Annotated in this window: 1 tRNA gene and 3 rRNA genes; all 4 read right to left on the bottom strand. The window is 50.2% G+C overall.

The features are described 5' to 3' along the window. A 5S ribosomal RNA gene (gene rrf, locus K1J10_RS10035) occupies positions 1-116 on the bottom strand. An 80-nt stretch (positions 117-196) separates the two neighbouring features. Continuing rightward, a 23S ribosomal RNA gene (locus tag K1J10_RS10040) occupies positions 197-3,096 on the bottom strand. Between the two features lie 128 nt (positions 3,097-3,224). Then, positions 3,225-3,297 (bottom strand) — tRNA-Ala (locus K1J10_RS10045). A gap of 53 nt (positions 3,298-3,350) precedes the next feature. Then, positions 3,351-4,806, bottom strand: a 16S ribosomal RNA gene (locus K1J10_RS10050); the annotation flags it as partial.

A 4,806-nucleotide genomic window follows, 5' to 3' on the forward strand; every position in this document is an offset into this window, starting at 1 on the left:
GCTAAGCGACTACCATATCTCACAGGGGGCAACCCCCAACTACTTCCGGCGTTCTAGGGCTTAACTTCTGTGTTCGGCATGGGTACAGGTGTATCTCCTAGGCTATCGTCACTTAACTCTGAATGATGAACATTCAAAATTGAATACCTATATTCTAACAAAAATCTAACCAGCTGTAAATATCCTCAGTTACTTTTTGGATAAGTCCTCGAGCTATTAGTATTAGTCCGCTCCATTGCTCACACAACTTCCACTCCTAACCTATCTACCTGATCTTCTCTCAGGGCTCTTACTAACATATAGTTATGGGAAATCTCATCTTGAGGTGGGTTTCACACTTAGATGCTTTCAGCGTTTATCCCTTCCCTACATAGCTACCCAGCGATGCCTCTGGCGAGACAACTGGTACACCAGCGGTAAGTCCACTCTGGTCCTCTCGTACTAGGAGCAGATCCTCTCAAATTTCCTACGCCCGCGACGGATAGGGACCGAACTGTCTCACGACGTTCTGAACCCAGCTCGCGTGCCGCTTTAATGGGCGAACAGCCCAACCCTTGGGACCGACTACAGCCCCAGGATGCGACGAGCCGACATCGAGGTGCCAAACCTCCCCGTCGATGTGAACTCTTGGGGGAGATAAGCCTGTTATCCCCAGGGTAGCTTTTATCCGTTGAGCGATGGCCCTTCCATACGGAACCACCGGATCACTAAGCCCGACTTTCGTCCCTGCTCGAGTTGTAGCTCTCGCAGTCAAGCTCCCTTATACCTTTACACTCTGCGAATGATTTCCAACCATTCTGAGGGAACCTTTGGGCGCCTCCGTTACCTTTTAGGAGGCGACCGCCCCAGTCAAACTGCCCGTCAGACACTGTCTCCGATAGGGATCACCTATCCGGGTTAGAGTGGCCATAACACAAGGGTAGTATCCCAACATCGCCTCCATCGAAACTGGCGTCCCGATCTCTATGGCTCCTACCTATCCTGTACATGTGGCACAGACACTCAATATCAAACTGCAGTAAAGCTCCATGGGGTCTTTCCGTCCTGTCGCGGGTAACCTGCATCTTCACAGGTACTAAAATTTCACCGAGTCTCTCGTTGAGACAGTGCCCAAATCATTACGCCTTTCGTGCGGGTCGGAACTTACCCGACAAGGAATTTCGCTACCTTAGGACCGTTATAGTTACGGCCGCCGTTTACTGGGGCTTCAATTCATACCTTCGCTTACGCTAAGCACTCCTCTTAACCTTCCAGCACCGGGCAGGCGTCACCCCCTATACATCATCTTACGATTTAGCAGAGAGCTGTGTTTTTGATAAACAGTTGCTTGGGCCTATTCACTGCGGCTGACCGAAGTCAGCACCCCTTCTCCCGAAGTTACGGGGTCATTTTGCCGAGTTCCTTAACGAGAGTTCTCTCGCTCACCTGAGGCTACTCGCCTCGACTACCTGTGTCGGTTTGCGGTACGGGTAGAGTATGTTTAAACGCTAGAAGCTTTTCTTGGCAGTGTGACATCACTAACTTCGCTACTAAACTTCGCTCCCCATCACAGCTCAATGTTATAGAACTAAGCATTTAACTCAATTCACACCTCACTGCTTAGACGTGCACTTCCAATCGCACGCTTTAGTTAGCCTACTGCGTCCCTCCATCACTACATACTCTAGTACAGGAATATCAACCTGTTGTCCATCGGATACACCTTTCGGTCTCTCCTTAGGTCCCGACTAACCCAGGGCGGACGAGCCTTCCCCTGGAAACCTTAGTCTTACGGTGGACAGGATTCTCACCTGTCTTTCGCTACTCATACCGGCATTCTCACTTCTATGCGTTCCAGCACTCCTCACGGTATACCTTCTTCACACATAGAACGCTCTCCTACCATACCATTAAAGGTATCCACAGCTTCGGTAAATTGTTTTAGCCCCGGTACATTTTCGGCGCAGGGTCACTCGACTAGTGAGCTATTACGCACTCTTTGAATGAATAGCTGCTTCTAAGCTAACATCCTAGTTGTCTGTGCAACCCCACATCCTTTTCCACTTAACAATTATTTTGGGACCTTAGCTGGTGGTCTGGGCTGTTTCCCTTTCGACTACGGATCTTAGCACTCGCAGTCTGACTGCCGACCATAATTCATTGGCATTCGGAGTTTATCTGAGATTGGTAATCCGGGATGGACCCCTCACCCAAACAGTGCTCTACCTCCAAGAATCTTAATGTCGACGCTAGCCCTAAAGCTATTTCGGAGAGAACCAGCTATCTCCAAGTTCGTTTGGAATTTCTCCGCTACCCACAAGTCATCCAAGCACTTTTCAACGTGCCCTGGTTCGGTCCTCCAGTGCGTTTTACCGCACCTTCAACCTGCTCATGGGTAGGTCACATGGTTTCGGGTCTACGACATAATACTAAAGCGCCCTATTCAGACTCGGTTTCCCTGCGGCTCCGTCTCTTCAACTTAACCTCGCATCATATCGTAACTCGCCGGTTCATTCTACAAAAGGCACGCTCTCACCCATTAACGGGCTCGAACTTGTTGTAGGCACACGGTTTCAGGTTCTATTTCACTCCCCTCCCGGGGTGCTTTTCACCTTTCCCTCACGGTACTGGTTCACTATCGGTCACTAGGGAGTATTTAGGGTTGGGAGATGGTCCTCCCAGATTCCGACGAGATTCCACGTGTCTCGCCGTACTCAGGATACTGCTAGGTATAAAGACTATTTTAAATACGAGGCTATTACTCTCTTTGGCCTACCTTCCCAGGTAGTTCTTCTATAATCTTTAAGTCCACATTGCAGTCCTACAACCCCGAAGAGTAAACTCTTCGGTTTGCCCTCCTGCCGTTTCGCTCGCCGCTACTAAGGCAATCGCTTTTGCTTTCTCTTCCTGCAGCTACTTAGATGTTTCAGTTCACTGCGTCTTCCTCCTCATATCCTTAACAGATATGGGTAACAGGTAGTACCTGCTGGGTTCCCCCATTCGGACATCCCCGGATCTAAGCTTACTTACAGCTCCCCGAGGCATTTCGTCGTTTGTCACGTCCTTCATCGGCTCCTAGTGCCAAGGCATCCACCGTGCGCCCTTATTAACTTAACCTTATTAACCTAATTTCTTAAAAATTAGAAAACTCATTAAATATTCACAGCGTTTTCGGTTTATTTTCTTGTTACTATTTGATATAGATATTCAATTTTCAATGTTCATCATTGGTGATCTCTCACCAATGGAGCCTAGCGGGATCGAACCGCTGACCTCCTGCGTGCAAAGCAGGCGCTCTCCCAGCTGAGCTAAGGCCCCACAAGACCTCTCAAAACTAAACAAGACGAACGTGCAGGTTTCCTTATCCTTAGAAAGGAGGTGATCCAGCCGCACCTTCCGATACGGCTACCTTGTTACGACTTCACCCCAATCATCTATCCCACCTTAGGCGGCTGGCTCCTAAAAGGTTACCTCACCGACTTCGGGTGTTACAAACTCTCGTGGTGTGACGGGCGGTGTGTACAAGGCCCGGGAACGTATTCACCGCGGCGTGCTGATCCGCGATTACTAGCGATTCCGACTTCATGTAGGCGAGTTGCAGCCTACAATCCGAACTGAGACTGGCTTTAAGAGATTAGCTTGCCGTCACCGACTTGCGACTCGTTGTACCAGCCATTGTAGCACGTGTGTAGCCCAGGTCATAAGGGGCATGATGATTTGACGTCATCCCCACCTTCCTCCGGTTTATTACCGGCAGTCTCGCTAGAGTGCCCAACTGAATGATGGCAACTAACAATAGGGGTTGCGCTCGTTGCGGGACTTAACCCAACATCTCACGACACGAGCTGACGACAACCATGCACCACCTGTCACCTCTGTCCCGAAGGAAAGCTCTATCTCTAGAGCGGTCAGAGGGATGTCAAGACCTGGTAAGGTTCTTCGCGTTGCTTCGAATTAAACCACATGCTCCACCGCTTGTGCGGGCCCCCGTCAATTCCTTTGAGTTTCAACCTTGCGGTCGTACTCCCCAGGCGGAGTGCTTAATGCGTTAGCTGCGACACTGAGTCCCGGAAAGGACCCAACACCTAGCACTCATCGTTTACGGCGTGGACTACCAGGGTATCTAATCCTGTTTGCTCCCCACGCTTTCGAGCCTCAGCGTCAGTTACAAGCCAGAGAGCCGCTTTCGCCACCGGTGTTCCTCCATATATCTACGCATTTCACCGCTACACATGGAATTCCACTCTCCCCTCTTGCACTCAAGTTAAACAGTTTCCAAAGCGTACTATGGTTAAGCCACAGCCTTTAACTTCAGACTTATCTAACCGCCTGCGCTCGCTTTACGCCCAATAAATCCGGATAACGCTCGGGACCTACGTATTACCGCGGCTGCTGGCACGTAGTTAGCCGTCCCTTTCTGGTAAGATACCGTCACAGTGTGAACTTTCCACTCTCACACTCGTTCTTCTCTTACAACAGAGCTTTACGATCCGAAAACCTTCTTCACTCACGCGGCGTTGCTCGGTCAGACTTCCGTCCATTGCCGAAGATTCCCTACTGCTGCCTCCCGTAGGAGTCTGGGCCGTGTCTCAGTCCCAGTGTGGCCGATCACCCTCTCAGGTCGGCTATGTATCGTCGCCTTGGTGAGCCGTTACCTCACCAACTAGCTAATACAACGCAGGTCCATCTGGTAGTGGAGCAATTGCCCCTTTCAAGCAAATGTCATGCAACATCTACTGTTATGCGGTATTAGCTATCGTTTCCAATAGTTATCCCCCGCTACCAGGCAGGTTACCTACGCGTTACTCACCCGTTCGCAACTCATCC

Source organism: Streptococcus australis, from assembly GCF_019930045.1.
Taxonomy (GTDB): domain Bacteria; phylum Bacillota; class Bacilli; order Lactobacillales; family Streptococcaceae; genus Streptococcus; species Streptococcus australis_D.